Genomic DNA, 15,002 nt, shown 5'->3' with positions numbered 1-15,002 from the left:
ACCCCGGCGTCTCATGTGCCCACCGCCTCCTCCACCGACGCCACGGCCTCCTCGCGCACGGCGAAGGACAGCCCGCGCAGCACCGGCGGTTCGGCCACGACGATCACCCGGACGTGTTCCGCCTCCCGGCTGACGGTCACCTTCGCGCCGGGCGGCGCCGCCTCGCGGGTCAGCCGCACGACCGCGTCGGGCGGGTCCTGGCGGGCCGCGGCGCGAGCGCCCGTCCGTGCCGCGTCCACGCACTGGATCTGCGCGGCCACCGCCAGCAGACCGCACACCAGCGCCATCGCGAACATCACCAGCACGGGCAGCACCACGGCCGACTCCGCCGTGACGAACCCCCGGTCCGAGCCCCGCTCACATCCGCGCATCGAGGGCTTCCGTCACGATGCTCTGCAGCTCCGCGCTGACCGCGCCGCTGGTGACGACCTTGTAGAGCACCACCGCGAACGCCACCGCCGCGACGATTCCCATCGCGTACTCGGACGTGACCATCCCCGCGTCCCTCCGCGTCGTACGCATTCCGCACACCAGGGCACGCAGCCGTGCCCGCACCACCTGATACATCTCAACCTCCGTGAAAAAGTCCGAACTTCTGTCGGTGCCGCTGGCTTCTGTCGAGTGCCTCTGACTTCTCTCGGGTGCCGCCGGCTTCTGTCGGGCGGTATCCCGCGTCATCCACCACCCCCTCCGAGCACCCCGCCCGCGAGCCCGATCACCACGGGCAGTACGCCGACCGTGATGAACGCGGGCAGGAAGCACAGCCCGACCGGTGCGCTGACCATGACGCCCGCTCGGCGGGCCCTGGCCGTCGCGGCGCGGCCCCAGTCGGCTCGGGCCTCGGCGGCGAGCCGTGCGACCGGTGCGGCGGCGGGCAGTCCGGACACACCGGCCCGTTCGAGCAGCCGGGCCAGGCCTCCGGCGCCCGGGACGGCGGCCAGCCTCCGCCAGGCCGCACCCGGTTCGCCGCCCAGCCGGACCTCCGCCGCTCCACGCGCCAGGGCGTCGCCCACAGGGCCGCCCAGGGCCTCGCCCACCGCCTGCGCCGCGATCACCGGGCCGGCACCCGCCGCGATGCAGGCCGCCAGCAGATCGGCCGCGAGGGGCAGTTGCCGCGTCGCCTCGGCGAGATCGAGTGCCCGCGCGGCCGTACCCCCCGCCTCCTGCCGTAGCCGCCACCGCCACATCCCCACCGCACCGGCCAGTCCCACGGCGACACCGACGAGGCCGCCGGCCAACACCCAACCGGCGCACGCCACACCCGCGGGAGGCAGCCATGTCCGCGCGGCCCGCCGTAAGGCGAGGCGCGGGACGGGAGCGGTCGCCTCCCGGGACGACAGCTCGGCCAGCCGTCGCCGCATCCTCCGGCGGCGCCGCGCCTGCGTCAGCCACCGCACCGACCATCCGAGGGCCAGCACGATCCCCACCGCCGCCCCCAGCCTGTGGACAACTTCCCCGCTCATGCCGCCTCCTCCGCGCCCCTCACGATCCGCAGCACCCACCACAGCCCCAGGCCCTCCAGCGCACCGCCGACCACCAGACAGCCCAGGCCCGCCGCGGTGTGCAGCAGGACATGGAGGGGCTCGGCGCCGAGGGCGGTGCCGATGAGAAGCCCCAGGGCCGGCAAACCGGCGAGCATCACCGCCGTGGCCCTGGCGCCCGACAACTGGGCGCGAAGGTCGGAGCGTTGGTCCCGTTCGGCGCGCAGGGCGGCGGCGAGCCGGTCGAGTCCGGCCGCGAGCCCCGCGCCCTGGTCCACGGCCACCCGCCAGCACGCCGCGAGCCCCCGCAGCCCCTCGCCCCCCGGTTGCCGGGCCGCAGCCTCGAGCGCGCCCGGCACGTCGCCGCCGAAGCGCGCGGCCGCCAGAACCGTCGCCTGCGCGTCCACAAGTCCCCCGCAGTCCCGCGCGGCCCGCAACAGCGCCTCACCCGGCTGGCGTCCGGCCCGCACCTCCCCGGCGAGCGCCCCGCACAACGCGATCACCGCATCCGCCCGACGCTCCCGGTCCCGCCCCGCCCGGCCGGCCAGCCGGACCCGCCGCAGCAACGGCACCCCGGCCGCTCCCAGGACGACCGGGAGCACCGATTCCCCGAGCACCGCCAGCACCAGCCCGGCCACCGGTGACCACCACTCGGCCCGCAACCGCCCGCGGACCCGCCGCAGCCCACCGGTCATCTGCCGCCACCCGGGCTGCCCACTCCCGACGGCTCCGCCGCCCGCGAGCAGCAGTCGCGCCCGACGAGCCACCGAGTCCCGCTCGCCCAACAGCCAGACCGCCGCCCCCATACACGCCACGGCCGCCCCCATCGACATCTCAGCCACCCCCGCCATCACTCGCCCCCTTCAGTCCCTGCCATCGCTCGGCCCCTCGGTCCCTGCCATCGATCAGCCCCCTGAGCCCCCGTCACCACTCACCCGCCGCTGTCACCGGCGCACGGCCGACCTCACCCGGCCCGCTGCCGCTGGCCTCGCCGTCCTCGCTGCCCTCGCCGCGCAGCAGCCCCCGCAGCCGCTCCCACCCCCGTTCGCACACGAAGGCCTCCGCTCCCCACCGCAGCGCCGGCACCGTCCGCACCAGCCCCGAGGGATCCCGCTCCAGCACGTGCACCTCGGCGATGCGCCGCCGCCCGGCCCGGTCGCGTACGAGGTGCAGCACCACGGAGAGGGCGGCCGCCACCTGGCTGTGCAGCGCGGCCCGGTCGAGCCCGGCGGCCGTGCCGAGCGCCTCCAGCCGGGCCGGTACATCGGCGGCGGCATTGGCGTGCACGGTTCCGCAGCCGCCCTCGTGGCCCGTGTTCAACGCGGCCAGCAGATGCACCACTTCGGGTCCGCGCACCTCGCCCACGACCAGCCGGTCGGGGCGCATCCGCAGTGCCTGGCGCACCAGGTCCTCGAGGGTGACGAGGCCCGCGCCCTCCTGGTTGGCGGGTCTGGTCTCCAGCCGCACCACGTGCGGATGGTCCGGCCGCAGTTCCGCCGAGTCCTCGGCGAGGACGATCCGCTCGTCCGGTCCCACCAGCCCCAGAAGGGCACTCAACAGCGTCGTCTTGCCCGAGCCCGTGCCCCCGCTGACCAGGAAGGACAGCCGGGCGTCGAGCAGCGCGCGCAACACGCGGTCCCCGCCCGGCGGCACCGTGCCCGCCGTGACCAGCTCGCCGAGGGTGAAGGCACGCGGCCGTACGACCCGCAGCGACAGGCAGGCGCAGCCCACGGCCACCGGTGGCAGCACCGCGTGCAGCCGGGTCCCGTCGGGCAGCCGGGCGTCGACCCAGGGCCGGGCGTCGTCCAGGCGGCGCCCGGCCACGGCGGCGAGGCGCTGGGCGAGTCGTCGTACGGCCGCCGCGTCCGCGAAACGCACCGGCGTCAGCTCAAGGCCGCCGCCCCGGTCCACCCAGACCCGGTCCGGGGCCGACACCAGCACGTCCGTCACCGAGGGGTCGGCGAGCAGCGGCTCCAGCGGCCCGCTGCCGACCAGTTCGGACCGCAACTGTGCTGCGGCACCCAGGATTTCGGCGTCTCCGAGCACCCGCCCCTGTTCCCGCAGCGCCTGGGCCACGCGCGCGGGGGTCGGCTCGGCCCCACTCTCGGCCAGCCAGCGCCGCACCCCGTCGAGCAGCCCGGTGCCCTCGGGTCCGGACACCGCTTCGGTCACCGCACTCATGAGGCACCCGCCTCGACGAGCGCCCGCTCCCAGAACCCCTTGCAGAACCGGGCGAGTGGTCCGCGCGGGGCGGCACCCGGTGGTGCCGTGCCCTCGTCCGGGCGCAGCAGCCCCGGCTCGACAGGCAGCTCGCCGGCCAGGGGCAGTCCGAGCAGCCGGGCCACCTCCCGGTCGTCGAGCCCCGGCGGGTACGGCCCGCGGACCGCCACCCGCAGGTCGCGCAGGACCATGCCGACAGCGGAGGCCACGCGCCCGGCGGCCGCGACGGCCCGCAACTCGGCGGGCACCACCAGCACGCCGACGTCCAACTGGGTGAGCACCTCGGCGACCCCGTCGTCGATGCGACGTGGCAGGTCGACCACGACCGTGCCGCCCCGGCGCCGGGCCGCCGCGAGCACCGCGCGCACCGCCTGGGGCGGGACGGCGATCCGGTCGCCGCGGTCCCAGCTCAGCACCCGCAGCGAATGCAGCTCGGGCAGCGATTCCTCCAGGGCACCCCCGCCGACCCGCCCGCGGGAGGAGGCGAACGCGGGCCAGCGCAGCCCTTCGGCCGTTTCACCGCCGAGGAGTACGTCGAGTCCGCCACCCAGCGGATCGGCGTCCACGAGGAGCGTGCGCAGTCCCTCCCGCGCGGAGGTGACGGCCAGCGCGCAGGCGAGCGTGGACGCTCCGGCCCCGCCCCGGCCGCCGATGACCCCCACGGTGAGGGCGGGCCTGCCGACGCCCTCGGCCACGTCGGCGATGCGGTCGACGAGCCACTGCTCGCCGTCGGGCAGCATCAGGACGTGCTCGGCGCCGATCTCGACGGCTCGCCGCCACACCCCCGAGTCGTCCTGGTCCCGGCCGACGAGGACGACGCCCCTTCTGTGCACGGCCCCGCGTACGCGCCGCGCGGCGTCGTCGCCCACGAGGACGAGCGGCGCGGCCTCCCAACTGCCTCTGCGCTCCGGCACCCCGTGGTGCACCTCGGGTGTGGCGCCCGCCGCCGCGCACAGGCGCAGCAGGTCGTCGAGGAGGTCAGTGTCCTCGGTGACGATCAGTGGTCCGCCCTGCCGCCCTCCGGCGGCCGGTGGCGGATCGTATGTGACGGCTCCGGCCACGGTCATCCCCCTTCGCTGCATGCCTCGCGCGGCCCTGCGGCCCCGCGATTCCCAAACGTGGGAAGAACCGACAAGGCGGCCTCCCTATGAACGGCCGACAGAAACCGGCCAAACACCCCCCGGCAATCGGAACCGGCGATGAACTCGCCGCGAGCGGGGTGCGTGGGAATCACGGTGCAGCGATCCCGGAAATCGTGTGGATCTTGGTGGATAACTGTGGACGCCTCAACAGTTGTGAATATCGTCGTCACCCATACCGGTGACCCCCACAGGCCCTCTGTACGACTTCCACAGAGCAGTCCGACGGCTACACACCGTGATGGGACATGTACATGACAAGACGTCGCAGAGTGCCTGACCAGAACGGCATTTGGGCCGCAAGAAGAGGGAGAAAACCCACCCGGACATGCGACGACCCCCGCCGGGGGGGAGAGCGGGGGTCGTCCCCACGGCCGACTCGGGGGGGGAGGAGTCGGGCCGGGTTAGCACGGTCGCGAACGATCCGTGACTTCCATGGTGTACCCGAGAGCCCTCTCAGGCAAACCCACGCGCCCCACCTTACGCCGAATGGGCTGCCCCTATGCTCAGGGGCGTGGAAAACCACTCGTTGCCCCGCACAGCGGCCTTCTTTGACCTGGACAAGACGGTCATTGCGAAGTCGAGCACGCTCACGTTCAGCAAGTCGTTCTACCAAGGCGGTCTGATCAACCGCAGGGCTGTCTTGCGAACCGCATATGCCCAGTTCGTCTTCCTGGCCGGCGGCGCCGACCACGACCAGATGGAGCGTATGCGCGCCTACCTGTCCGCGCTGTGCCGCGGCTGGAACGTGCAGCAGGTGAAGGAGATCGTCGCCGAGACGCTGCACGATCTGATCGACCCGATCATCTACGACGAGGCCGCCTCGCTCATCGAGGAACACCACACCGCGGGCCGCGACGTCGTGATCGTGTCCACGTCGGGCGCGGAGGTGGTCGAGCCGATCGGTGAACTGCTCGGCGCGGACCGCGTGGTGGCGACCCGCATGGTCGTGGGCGACGACGGCTGCTTCACCGGCGAGGTGGAGTACTACGCGTACGGCCCGACCAAAGCCGAGGCCATCAAGGAGCTGGCCGCGTCCGAGGGGTACGACCTCAGCCGCTGCTACGCCTACAGCGACTCGGCGACCGACGTCCCGATGCTGGAGTCCGTCGGCAACCCCCATGCCGTGAACCCGGACCGTGCGCTGCGCCGCGAGGCCCTCGCGCGCGAGTGGCCGATTCTGGACTTCCACCGCCCGGTCCGGCTCAAGCAGCGCATCCCCGCCTTCTCCGTACCGCCGCGTCCGGCGCTCGTCGCGGTCGCCGCGATAGGCGCCGCGGCGGCCACCGCGGGTCTCGTCTGGTACGCGAACAGGCGCCGGGCGACAGTCGCCTGAGCCGATACGACCCCAAGTCCTATTTGAACCCAAAAGTAAAGAAGTGCAGCCTGGACTTCCGCTTACTGCGGGGCAGGAGTACAAAGGACTCAACGGCCCGCGAGACCAAGGACATCCGAGAGGATCACCTTAAATACGCATTTGGCCCCACGGACCGAGCATGAACACTGGGCACCCACGCGACGTCGACCCGTCGAATACGGGCCAGCCGCACCAGGGACGGGCAAAGTTCCCGACCTGATGGGCATATATCGAGGACGCTTGGTAACCCGATGCTCATGCCAGCGGCGGTACGAGTTTCTCGTACCGCCGCATCACTTTCCGGCCCCTGCGGGTGAGTGTCACGCGGCTCCGCGCTGCAGTGCCTCGCACACCGCCGTCGACTCGCGTGCCCCCAGTTCGACCGCCCTGCCGCAGTGGGCGATCCAGGCGGCCACACCCTCCGGCGTACCGGAGACGTACCCGTCGAGGGCTTCCAGGTAGGCGCCGCGTCCCAGCTCGGCGTGGCCGACCTCGGCCGGGCAGACCGACTTCGGGTCCAGGCCGCTGCCGACCAGAACGATGCGCTCGGCCGTGCGCGCGACCAGGCCGTTGTGGGACGTGAAAGGGCGCAGCGCGAGGAGTTCGCCGTGTACGACGGCGGCCGTCACCAGCGCCGGTGCGGTGCCGCCCGCGATGATCAGCCCGGCCAGCCCCTCCAGCCGGCCGTGCGTCTCGGCCGCGCTCGGCAGCGGCAGCGCGACGAGCGGCTCGTCGACCGGCTCGCCCTCCTGCCGGGGCCGTCCCACCTGGTCGGCCTGGTCGGCGGCGGAGACCAGGTGCAGCCGGGCCAGCACCCTCAGGGGTGACTGCCGCCAGATCGACAGCAACTGGCCCGCCTCGGCGGTGAGCCGCAGCGCGGCACCCACCGTGTGCGCCTCGTCGTCACCGCTGAAGTCCGTACGCCGGCGCACCTCCTCCAGGGCCCAGTCCGCGCCGGACAGCGCCGCCGAGCCCCGGGCGCCGCGCAGGGCCGCCTCGGAGGTGACCGCGTTGCTGCGCCGCCGCATGATCCGGTGCCCGTAGACCCGGTCCACGGCCTTGCGCACGGACTCCACGGACTCGGCCACACCGGGCAGCGCCCCCAGGGTCGCAAGGGGGTCGGCGGTCGCACCTGCTGTACTCATGAGTACGACCCTACGCATCCCGGGAGCCCTCCCCACGGTGGAGTGGCCTTCTTCACTGCGCTACCGCTTCGCGGCCGGAGCCCCGGGCACGCCCTTCGGGGCCGGAGCGGGGCCACCCGCGAGGAAGGACGCCCAGCCCTGCTTCGGCGCCTCGCCGACCTTCAGGGAGCGCAGCTTCTCCAGTGTCGTCGGGTCCTGGGCGTCCAGCCAGTCCACGAGCCGGCGGAACGAGACACAGCGCACCTCCTTCTTGGTGCACACCGCCTCGATGACCTCCTCGACGGCCCGCATATAGGTGCCGCCGTTCCAGGACTCGAAGTGGTTGCCGATGATCAGGGGCGCGCGGTTGCCGTCGTACGCCCGATGGAAGCCCTTGAGCAGACCGTCGCGCATCTGGTCGCCCCAGGAGTCGAACTTGTCGGGGTCGCCCTGCGTGGTGGTACCCGACTGGTTGACCATGAAGTTGTAGTCCATGGTGAGCTGTTCGTAGGAGTGCCCGGGGAAGGGCACGAGCTGCATGGACACGTCCCACAGGCCCTGCTTCCGCTTGGGCCAGACCTGGTCGTTGACGCCGCTGGTGTCGTAGCGGAAGCCCAGTTCGCGGGCCGCCTTCATGAAGTTCCGCTGGCCTTCGAGGCAGGGTGTGCGGGCGCCGATGAGCTCCTTGTCGTAGTCGAAGGGCAGCGGGGACGCGTTCCGCATGCCCGTGTTGGTCTTCCAGGTCCTCACGAACTGCTTGGCCTGGGCGATCTCGTCCTTCCAGTCCTTCACCGACCACTCGCCGACCCCGCCGCCGCTGCCGCAGAAGTGGCCGTTGAAGTGCGTGCCGATCTCGTTGCCCTCCAGCCACGCCAGGCGCAGCTGCTTCGCGGTTGCGGCGATGCCGCGGCGGTCGTTGAAGCCGATGTCGGAGCGGCCCGGTGAGTGCTGCGGCGGCCGGTAGAGGTCGCGTTTCTCGTCCGGCAGCATGTACACGCCGCTCAGGAAGTACGTCATCGTCGCGTCGTTGGCCTTGGCGACCTCGCGGAAGCGGGAGAACAGCTTCTGGCTGTCCTCGCCCGCGCCGTCCCAGGAGAAGACGACGAACTGCGGGGGCTTCTGGCCGGGCCGCAGCCGTTCGGGCCTGGGCAGGTGGGGCTGGGCGCCGGTGTAGGCGGTGGAGCCGTCCCCGATCAGCCGGACCGCGCTCTTCGGCGCCGGGGCCGGCTTCGCCGTCTGCGGGGCGGGATCTTCGTGCCGGGAAGTGCCGGTCGAGCAACCGGCGAGCGATGCGGCGCACACCGCGGCGATCACGCAGCCCGCGGCGATCCTGTGAGTGGCGGCCATGTGTCGCCCACCTTCTTCCTTCTCTCGGGTGCCGACAGCGCCGCCAAATTGGCACGGGACCGAGAAGGAATTAGTACGACAAGCCGATCAAATGGCCACTTCACTCGTCGGGGTGATTTATTCGCCCATTTGCCCGTAAAGTCTATGCCCGTCCTTTACTCTGCATTACGATCCGTTTACCGAGCGTTGATTCATCCCGCCGATTTATGCCGTGACCTACGGCCGCGACCGAACCCCGCCCCGAGCGGGAGCCCCAGTTACGCGACCGCGCAGCCCCGGAGGAGACGGGAAACAATGTCTGCCTGCGTCCCCACACGCGCCACCGACCCGAACCGGACCGAGCGCACCCACCCGCCCCACAGCCCGCCGCCGACCGGCCCCCGCCGCTTCCGGATCGCGGGTGCCGACGTGTCGGCCTCGATCGCGGTCTTCCTGATCGCCCTGCCCCTGTCCCTGGGCATCGCCCTCGCCACCGGCGCCCCCCTGCAGGCCGGCCTCGTCGCCGCCGCCGTGGGCGGACTCGTCGCCGGACGGCTCGGCGGCTCCCCGCTCCAGGTGAGCGGACCGGCCGCCGGACTCACCGTCGTCACCGCCGACCTCATCCTGCGCTACGGCTGGCGGACGACGTGCGCCATCACCGTCCTCGCCGGCCTCGCCCAACTCGGCCTGGGCTGCCTGCGCGTGGCCCGCGGCGCCCTCGCCGTCAGCCCCGCCATCGTGCACGGCATGCTCGCCGGGATCGGCGTCACCATCGCCATCGCCCAACTGCACATCGTGCTCGGTGGCACACCGCAGAGCTCCGTCCCCGACAACCTCCGTGCACTGCCCGCCCAGTTGGCGCACGTGCACCCGGCGGCCGTCTCGGTGAGCGCGCTGACGCTCGCGCTGCTGCTGCTCTGGCCGAGAGTCCCCGGCCGGGCCGGACGCCTGCTGCGCAAGATCCCGGCCGCGCTCGTCGCCGTGGCCGGAGCCACCGCGGTAGCCGCCCTCGCCGGTCTGCGCCTGCCCAAGGTCGATCTGCCGTCCTGGAGCAACCACGCCCTGGCCGGGCTGCCCGAGGGCCCCGCGCTCGGCCTCGTCGCCGCGGTGCTCACCATCACGCTGGTGTGCAGCGTGCAGTCACTGCTCGGTGCGGTCGCCGTGGACAAGCTGGTGGCGAGCCGCCCGGGCCTGTCCGCCCGCGTCGGGCGTTCCCGCCTCGACCGCGAACTGCTCGGACAGGGCGCCGCCAACATCGTCTCCGGATCGCTCGGCGGACTGCCCATCGCCGGTGTGGCCGTGCGCAGTTCGGCGAATGTGAACGCGGGCGCGGTGAGCCGGAACTCCACGATGCTGCACGGCGTTCTCGTAGTGATCGCCGCCCTGCTGATGGTCCCGCTCCTGGAGCTCATCCCGCTCGCCTCGCTCGCCGCCCTGGTGATGGCCGTCGGCATCCAGATGGTGTCCCTGCACCACATCCGCACGGTGACACGCCACCGGGAAGTGTGGGTCTACGCCGTCACCACCCTGGGCGTCGTGTTCCTCGGCGTCCTGGAGGGCGTGGCGCTGGGCGTCGCCATGGCCGTCGGCGTCGCCCTGCACCGCCTCACCCGCACCCGCATCACGCACGACGAGACGGAAGGAGTCCATCACGTACACGTCAGAGGACAGTTGACGTTCCTCGCGGTGCCACGGCTCAGCCGGGCCCTGCATCTCGTACCCCATGGGGCCGACACCGTCGTCGAGCTGGACGGTTCGTTCATGGACCACGCGGCGTACGAGACGTTGCAGGACTGGCAGAAGACGCACACCGCGCAGGGCGGCACCGTGGAGGTCGCCGGCCGTCATCCCGGCACCCGTATCTCCGAGCCCCAGGCCTTCACCGGCTGCCGTTGCCGGCCCTGGACACCCTGGCGAAACCACCAGTGCGACCGCCCCGGCTCCACGCCCCACTCCGAGCACGCCCCGGACGGGACGGACCGCCGCCCCGAGCCGGACCTGACAGGCCCCGGCGGAGCCAGCGGGCACGAACTGGCGCGTGGCATCAGCGCGTTCCAGCGCAACACCGCCCCCCTGGTGCGCAGTGAACTGGCCCGGCTGGCGCGCGAGGGGCAGCGGCCTTCGCAGCTCTTCCTGACCTGCGCCGACTCACGACTGGTCACATCGATGATCACCTCCAGTGGTCCGGGCGACCTGTTCGTCGTGCGCAACGTGGGCAACCTCGTCCCACGCCCGGGCGAGGAGAGCGGGGACGACTCGGTGGCCGCGGCGATCGAATACGCGGTGGACGTGCTCAAGGTGCGGTCCATCACGGTGTGCGGGCACTCCGGGTGCGGAGCCATGCAGGCGCTGCTCAGCTCCGAACCCGGCGGCACCCGGACCCCGCTCGAGCGATGGCTGCGGCACGGGCGGCCCAGTCTGGAGCGCGTGGCCGACGACAGCCTGCCGTGGGGCAGGCTGGCCGGGCGAGCGCCGGAGGACTCGGTCGAGCAGCTCTGCCTGACCAATGTGGTCCAGCAGTTGGAGCACCTGCGCGCCCACGACTCGGTCGCCCGCGCCCTGAAGGAGGGCGAACTGGAGCTGCACGGCATGTACTTCCACGTGAGCGAAGCCCAGGTCTATCTGCTCACCGAGGTGGACGGGGACCGGGTGTTCGACCACGTGCGGGAGGCCGGCCTGCCTGCGTGAGCGCGGGCCTCCGCCCCACGGCAGCCGGCCGAGGCGGCGGTCCGCACCCAGGGGCCCCTGTCCGTCCAGGGGCCCCTGTCGCCCAGCGGCCCCTGGCCGGGGCAGGCCGGGCGAAGGCGAGCGGCGACCCCCGTACGCCGCCCGCCGACGCCCTCAGGCCTCAGGCCTCAGGCCTCAGGCCTCAGGCCTCAGGCCTCAGCCCTCAGAGTCCGGCTCGCACGGCGCGATCTTGCCCTTGATCGCGTAGAACGACTCGGAGTTGAGCCCGGGTTTGCCGTCCTTGCGGCTGGTGTTCTCCATGCCCAACGAGTCGCCGGGGTGCAGGGTGACCTGCCAATTGCGGTGGAAGGCCGGGTCGGTCGGGCCGCCGACGGGGACGGAGCCTTCCGCGGGCGGCTCGCCGATGAACCCCCGTTCCACGCGGCTCGCCAGCATCTTGCCGCGCGGCTGAACGCAGTGCTGACCGAAGGGGAGGCTGTCGATGGTCACGTGAATGCCCTCGGCCCGCAGGCGTTCGGCCAGTCGGCGCTGGGCGTCCTGGCCTATCGCGATCTTCGTGAGGGTGAGCGTGACGCTGCCGTCGCCGTGCCGCTCCACCGCGTACGCCGGGGACTCGCTCGGTGAGCCCGGCACCAGCACCAGCACCAGCCCGGTCACGGCGCAGGCACCTGCGGTCAGGGCGAGCCGCCGCCCCGTGAGCACCCCCGCGAACGGGGAGCGTCGCGCGGCGACCGTCTCGGCGGGACCGGTGGACCCGCGCACCTCGATCTCGCGCTGCAGCTCGGCCAGCAGCCGGTCCTCGAACGTGGTCTTCGTGGTCATGCCTCTCCTCCGGCTTCTCCGGCTCCGCCGGTGACGTACGACAGGGATGCGCCGGGCGGTGCCTCCGGCACCGGATCCGCCTCCGCCCGCAGGGCCTTGCGGGCCCGGTGCAGCCGCACCCGGGCCGTGACCTGGCGGATGCCGAGCGCGGCGGCGGCCTCGGTCACCGTGAGCTGGTCCACGGCGACGAGTTCGACGACGGCCCGTTCACCGTCCGGCAGCCGCTCCAGCGCGGCCAGCGCCCGGCGCCCAGGACTCTCGGCGTCGAGCTTGTCCTCGAGCCGCGCGATGTCGTCGGGCTCCAGCAACCGCCGCCCCGAGATACGGCGGTCACGCGCCGTCTCACGGGCGACCCGGCGGCGCTCGGAGGAGACGATGTTGCGTGCGATGCCGTACAGCCAGGCCCGCTCGTCGCCCCTGCCGGGGCGATAGGTGTGCGCGGAGTCGAGCGCCGCGAGGAAGACCTCGGCGGTCAGGTCCGCCACCGTGTGGACGTCGGCGACACGCCGGGCCACGAAAGACATCACGGCGTCCACGTGGCGCCGGTAGAACTCTTCGAAGAGCTGGGGGTCGTGGGCCGCCGCTGCGGGCCCGCCCCGTATGCCGTCCACTCGGCTGTCCTCTCTCTCGGTGCGCTTCACCTGTAGTTGGGCCGAACTGTGAGAGGCGTTACAGAGGATGAACCCTGCCTGGTCGGCGTCCGTGGGTACGGATGACCCCCGCCGCCGAAACGGACCCCGAGAGGTCTAAACCAATCGGCGATCGGCCCTTGTCATCGCACCCCCGGGTCTGATGAGCTGTGGCCTGGGACACAACGGACACCCTGGGAAAGGCAGATGCCGTGAGCAACGAAAGCCTGGCCAACCTGCTTAAGGAAGAGCGCAGGTTCGCACCCCCCGCCGACCTGGCCGCCAACGCCAACGTCACCGCGGAGGCGTATGAACAGGCCAAGGCTGACAGGCTCGGCTTCTGGGCCGAGCAGGCCCGTCGGCTGACCTGGGCCAAGGAGCCCACCGAGACCCTGGACTGGTCGAACCCGCCGTTCGCCAAGTGGTTCAAGGACGGCGAGCTCAATGTCGCCTACAACTGCGTCGACCGGCATGTGGAGGCCGGGCTCGGCGACCGGGTCGCCATCCACTTCGAGGGCGAGCCCGGCGACAGCCGCGCGATCACCTACGCCGAGCTCAAGGACGAGGTCTCCAAGGCCGCCAACGCCCTGCTGGAGCTGGGAGTTCAGGCCGGCGACCGGGTCGCCGTCTATATGCCGATGATCCCCGAGACCGCGATCGCGATGCTGGCCTGCGCCCGGATCGGCGCCGCCCACTCGGTCGTCTTCGGCGGCTTCTCCTCGGACGCGCTCGCCACCCGCATCCAGGACGCCGACGCGCGCGTGGTCATCACCTCCGACGGCGGCTACCGGCGCGGCAAGCCGTCCGCGCTCAAGCCGGCCGTGGACGAGGCGGTCGAGAAGGCGGGCATCGTCGAGCACGTGCTGGTCGTGCGCCGCACGGGCCAGGAGGTCGCCTTCACCGAGGGCCGCGACGTGTGGTGGCACGACGCCGTGGAGCGGCAGAGCGCCGAGCACACCCCGCAGGCGTTCAACGCCGAGCACCCGCTGTTCATCCTGTACACCTCGGGCACCACGGGTAAGCCGAAGGGCATCCTGCACACCACCGGCGGCTACCTCACGCAGACCGCCTACACCCATCACGCCGTCTTCGACCTCAAGCCGGAGACGGACGTGTACTGGTGCACCGCCGACGTCGGCTGGGTCACCGGGCACTCGTACATCGTCTACGGCCCGCTCGCCAACGGCGCGACGCAGGTCATGTACGAGGGCACGCCCGACAGCCCGCACCAGGGCCGCTTCTGGGAGATCGTGCAGAAGTACGGCGTGACGATCCTCTACACCGCGCCGACAGCGATCCGTACGTTCATGAAGTGGGGCGACGACATCCCCGCCAAGTTCGACCTGTCCAGCCTGCGGGTGCTGGGCTCGGTGGGCGAGCCGATCAACCCCGAGGCGTGGATCTGGTACCGCAAGAACATCGGTGGCGACCGCACCCCGGTCGTGGACACCTGGTGGCAGACCGAGACCGGCTCGATGATGATCACCCCGCTGCCGGGCGTGACCGCGACGAAGCCCGGCTCCGCGCAGACGCCGCTGCCCGGCATCTCCGCGACGGTCGTCGACGACGAGGCCAAGGAGGTGCCCAACGGCGGTGGCGGCTACCTGGTCCTCACCGAGCCGTGGCCGTCGATGCTGCGCACCATCTGGGGCGACGACCAGCGGTTCATCGACACGTACTGGTCGCGCTTCGAGGGCAAGTACTTCGCCGGTGACGGTGCCAAGAAGGACGACGACGGCGACATCTGGCTGCTCGGCCGGGTCGACGACGTCATGCTCGTCTCCGGGCACAACATCTCCACCACCGAGGTCGAGTCCGCGCTCGTCTCCCACCCGGCCGTCGCCGAGGCGGCCGTGGTCGGCGCGGCGGACGAGACGACCGGGCAGGCGATCGTCGCGTTCGTGATCCTGCGCGGTACGGCCGCCGAGACCGAGGACCTGGTCGCCGAGCTGCGCAACCACGTCGGCAACACCCTCGGCCCGATCGCCAAGCCCAAGCGGGTTTTGCCGGTGGGCGAGCTGCCCAAGACCCGCTCCGGCAAGATCATGCGCCGTCTGCTCCGGGACGTCGCCGAGAACCGCCAGCTCGGTGACGTCACCACGCTGACCGACTCCACGGTCATGGACCTCATCCAGTCCAAGCTGCCCGCCGCGCCCAGCGAGGACTGACCAGGACTCAGGCATGACGGAGCACCCGAAGGGCACCCGGCGGACGGC

The 15,002-nt window shown here is 72.2% G+C and carries 13 protein-coding genes; 3 read left to right on the top strand and 10 right to left on the bottom strand.

Annotation, left to right across the window (positions count from 1 at the left end):
• Nucleotides 1-11: 11 nt before the first annotated feature.
• The 6 genes from ACFTZL_RS09520 to ssd all read right to left on the bottom strand — a co-directional run bounded on the left by ACFTZL_RS09520 (nucleotide 12) and on the right by ssd (nucleotide 4,762).
• A complete protein-coding gene (locus tag ACFTZL_RS09520) occupies nucleotides 12-371 on the bottom strand; it encodes a TadE family type IV pilus minor pilin (RefSeq protein ID WP_382579962.1) in 360 nt (119 codons plus the stop codon).
• On the bottom strand, nucleotides 358-567 hold the full coding sequence (locus ACFTZL_RS09515; protein WP_382579961.1) for a DUF4244 domain-containing protein: 210 nt from the start codon (nucleotides 565-567) through the stop codon (nucleotides 358-360). Before ACFTZL_RS09515 ends, ACFTZL_RS09520 begins: the two co-directional genes overlap by 14 nt.
• 107 nt (nucleotides 568-674) lie before the next feature.
• The gene (locus tag ACFTZL_RS09510) at nucleotides 675-1,463 is read right to left on the bottom strand and encodes a type II secretion system F family protein (RefSeq protein WP_382579960.1); all 789 of its coding nucleotides are present in this window, start codon (nucleotides 1,461-1,463) and stop codon (nucleotides 675-677) included.
• The gene (locus ACFTZL_RS09505; protein WP_382579959.1) at nucleotides 1,460-2,332 is read right to left on the bottom strand and encodes a type II secretion system F family protein; all 873 of its coding nucleotides are present in this window, start codon (nucleotides 2,330-2,332) and stop codon (nucleotides 1,460-1,462) included. The genes ACFTZL_RS09510 and ACFTZL_RS09505 overlap by 4 nt, the downstream gene beginning before the upstream one ends.
• A gap of 73 nt (nucleotides 2,333-2,405) precedes the next feature.
• Nucleotides 2,406-3,662 (bottom strand): TadA family conjugal transfer-associated ATPase, encoded by a 1,257-nt coding sequence (locus ACFTZL_RS09500; RefSeq protein ID WP_382579958.1) that lies wholly within the window; start codon nucleotides 3,660-3,662, stop codon nucleotides 2,406-2,408.
• On the bottom strand, nucleotides 3,659-4,762 hold the full coding sequence (ssd, locus tag ACFTZL_RS09495; RefSeq protein ID WP_382579957.1) for a septum site-determining protein Ssd: 1,104 nt from the start codon (nucleotides 4,760-4,762) through the stop codon (nucleotides 3,659-3,661). The genes ACFTZL_RS09500 and ssd overlap by 4 nt, the downstream gene beginning before the upstream one ends.
• A 580-nt stretch (nucleotides 4,763-5,342) precedes the next feature.
• Here ssd and ACFTZL_RS09490 point away from each other — a divergent pair.
• Nucleotides 5,343-6,176: an HAD family hydrolase gene (locus ACFTZL_RS09490; protein WP_382579956.1), complete on the top strand. Its 834-nt coding sequence runs from the start codon at nucleotides 5,343-5,345 to the stop codon at nucleotides 6,174-6,176.
• A gap of 341 nt (nucleotides 6,177-6,517) precedes the next feature.
• Here the strand turns inward: ACFTZL_RS09490 and ACFTZL_RS09485 are convergent, their stop codons facing one another.
• Both ACFTZL_RS09485 and ACFTZL_RS09480 read right to left on the bottom strand, forming a co-directional pair.
• Nucleotides 6,518-7,342: an oxidoreductase gene (locus ACFTZL_RS09485; RefSeq protein WP_382579955.1), complete on the bottom strand. Its 825-nt coding sequence runs from the start codon at nucleotides 7,340-7,342 to the stop codon at nucleotides 6,518-6,520.
• A gap of 60 nt (nucleotides 7,343-7,402) precedes the next feature.
• A complete protein-coding gene (locus tag ACFTZL_RS09480) occupies nucleotides 7,403-8,668 on the bottom strand; it encodes a hypothetical protein (RefSeq protein WP_382579954.1) in 1,266 nt (421 codons plus the stop codon).
• Nucleotides 8,669-8,962: 294 nt separating this feature from the next.
• Here ACFTZL_RS09480 and ACFTZL_RS09475 point away from each other — a divergent pair, with 294 nt between their 5' ends.
• Nucleotides 8,963-11,335, top strand: coding sequence for a bifunctional SulP family inorganic anion transporter/carbonic anhydrase (locus ACFTZL_RS09475; RefSeq protein ID WP_382579953.1), 2,373 nt, complete (start codon nucleotides 8,963-8,965; stop codon nucleotides 11,333-11,335).
• A 195-nt stretch (nucleotides 11,336-11,530) separates the two neighbouring features.
• Here the strand turns inward: ACFTZL_RS09475 and ACFTZL_RS09470 are convergent, their stop codons facing one another.
• Nucleotides 11,531-12,157 (bottom strand): hypothetical protein, encoded by a 627-nt coding sequence (locus ACFTZL_RS09470; RefSeq protein WP_382579952.1) that lies wholly within the window; start codon nucleotides 12,155-12,157, stop codon nucleotides 11,531-11,533.
• Nucleotides 12,154-12,768, bottom strand: coding sequence for an RNA polymerase sigma factor (locus ACFTZL_RS09465; protein ID WP_382579951.1), 615 nt, complete (start codon nucleotides 12,766-12,768; stop codon nucleotides 12,154-12,156). The genes ACFTZL_RS09470 and ACFTZL_RS09465 overlap by 4 nt, the downstream gene beginning before the upstream one ends.
• Before the next feature lie 230 nt (nucleotides 12,769-12,998).
• Here ACFTZL_RS09465 and acs point away from each other — a divergent pair, with 230 nt between their 5' ends.
• Complete coding sequence (gene acs / locus ACFTZL_RS09460; RefSeq protein ID WP_382579950.1) at nucleotides 12,999-14,954, top strand: acetate--CoA ligase; 1,956 nt, start codon at nucleotides 12,999-13,001, stop codon at nucleotides 14,952-14,954.
• Nucleotides 14,955-15,002 lie beyond the last annotated feature (48 nt).

The organism is Streptomyces sp. NPDC056948, from assembly GCF_042674225.1.
Taxonomy (GTDB): Bacteria; Actinomycetota; Actinomycetes; order Streptomycetales; family Streptomycetaceae; genus Streptomyces; species Streptomyces purpurascens.
Note: the sequence above shows the minus strand (reverse complement) of the source record. Positions and strands in the feature narration are given on the sequence as shown.

Excerpts from the sequence above, each read along its gene's own strand:
- ACFTZL_RS09515 (WP_382579961.1), bottom strand. The coding sequence starts at position 567 with ATGTATCAGGTGGTGCGGGCACGGCTGCGTGCCCTGGTGTGCGGAATG.
- ACFTZL_RS09510 (WP_382579960.1), bottom strand. The coding sequence starts at position 1,463 with ATGAGCGGGGAAGTTGTCCACAGGCTGGGGGCGGCGGTGGGGATCGTG.
- ACFTZL_RS09470 (WP_382579952.1), bottom strand. The coding sequence starts at position 12,157 with ATGACCACGAAGACCACGTTCGAGGACCGGCTGCTGGCCGAGCTGCAG.
- ACFTZL_RS09490 (WP_382579956.1), top strand. The coding sequence starts at position 5,343 with ATGCTCAGGGGCGTGGAAAACCACTCGTTGCCCCGCACAGCGGCCTTC.
- ACFTZL_RS09505 (WP_382579959.1), bottom strand. The coding sequence starts at position 2,332 with ATGGCGGGGGTGGCTGAGATGTCGATGGGGGCGGCCGTGGCGTGTATG.
- ACFTZL_RS09500 (WP_382579958.1), bottom strand. The coding sequence starts at position 3,662 with ATGAGTGCGGTGACCGAAGCGGTGTCCGGACCCGAGGGCACCGGGCTG.
- ACFTZL_RS09480 (WP_382579954.1), bottom strand. The coding sequence starts at position 8,668 with ATGGCCGCCACTCACAGGATCGCCGCGGGCTGCGTGATCGCCGCGGTG.
- ACFTZL_RS09485 (WP_382579955.1), bottom strand. The coding sequence starts at position 7,342 with ATGAGTACAGCAGGTGCGACCGCCGACCCCCTTGCGACCCTGGGGGCG.
- ACFTZL_RS09520 (WP_382579962.1), bottom strand. The coding sequence starts at position 371 with ATGCGCGGATGTGAGCGGGGCTCGGACCGGGGGTTCGTCACGGCGGAG.
- ACFTZL_RS09475 (WP_382579953.1), top strand. The coding sequence starts at position 8,963 with ATGTCTGCCTGCGTCCCCACACGCGCCACCGACCCGAACCGGACCGAG.